The following is a 1,330-nucleotide window of genomic DNA, read 5'->3' as shown; positions in this document are numbered from 1 at the left end:
TAAGGGGCTTGCAATTAAATATAACCCCAGTTATCCTAGAAGAGTAGGAACCAAAAAATCTGACATAAGTGGTTGTGACTTCTGTAAGTGGGATGCTAAAAATGATTTTGAGTGAGCCAGTTAAATTAACATTCAAAGATGCGGCCAAAAAACTGACAGGCTATCGCCGTCGAGACTTTATGGCAAAAGTGGCTGAAGACTACTTTAATGGTTCATCCCGAAAAGTAGAAACATTTATGGGGTGGAATCGATCCAGTGTTCAACTGGGCTTACATGAACGACGAACCGGGTTGATTTGTGTTGATAATTACCGGGGACGAGGGCGACACAAAAGTGAAATCTTACTGCCAAATTTAGAAACGGATATTCGTTCTTTAGTAGAGCCAGAGTCCCAGGCAGACCCCAAGTTTCAATCGACATTTTTGTATGCTCGGATCAGTGCCAAGGCGGTATTATCCGCATTGGTGACTCAGAAAAACTACGACCCACAGCAATTGCCTTCTCGTCAGACAATTGGCACGATTTTAAATCGAATGGGGTATCGCCTAAAAAAACACAAAAAACTAAGCCCTTGAAAAAAATACCCGAAACAGATGCCATTTTTGAGAATGTATTGAAGGAGAATCAAGCCTCCGATCTAGATGTTAATTCTCTACGAATATCAATCGATACCAAAGCCAAAGTCAAAATTGGCAACCTGTCACGGGACGGTAAAGCGCGAACCCTCGAACCGAAATCGGCTGATGATCATGATACGAAGTGGCAAGCCGTATTAGTCCCCTTTGGAATTCTGAATACTCAAAATGACCAATTATCTATTTATATGGGGCAGTCTGCTGAAACCACTGATTTTATCGTCGATTGTCTAACGGATTGGTGGCAAAACAACCAATCTGATTACACCGAACTGGAAGAATTGGTGATTGACCTTGATGGTGGCCCATCAAATAGAAGTAATCGAACACAATTCATCAAACGTATCATTGAGTTATCTCAAAGAATTGGTTTGAGAATTAGACTAATTTACTACCCGCCGTATCACAGCAAGTATAATCCAATTGAACGCTGTTGGGCAGCACTTGAAAATTATTGGAATGGTGCTATTTTAGATGCAGTTGAAACAGCCGTCAACTGGGCATCTAACATGACATGGAAAGGAATTAATCCCATTGTAAACTTAATTGAGACAACTTATGAGAAAGGCGTAAAAGTCTTACCTCATGAGTTAAAACAATATTTGCCCTCATGGCAACGTTCTGAAACTTTACCAAAATGGGATATCACGATTATCCCATTTTGACTGGTATTTTATTTGTCCGCGAGTCCCTAA

1 pseudogene is annotated in these 1,330 nt (G+C 40.6%); it reads left to right on the top strand.

Going from position 1 to position 1,330, the window contains the following annotated elements:
• Positions 1-92: 92 nt before the first annotated feature.
• A pseudogene (locus JGK11_RS33005) lies at positions 93-1,300 on the top strand (ISAzo13 family transposase).
• Positions 1,301-1,330 lie beyond the last annotated feature (30 nt).

The organism is Microcoleus sp. PH2017_34_RAT_O_A (assembly GCF_020737885.1).
Taxonomy (GTDB): Bacteria; Cyanobacteriota; Cyanobacteriia; order Cyanobacteriales; family Microcoleaceae; genus Microcoleus.
The sequence above is the reverse complement of the archived record's forward strand: the minus strand, read 5'-3'. Positions and strand labels throughout refer to the sequence as shown.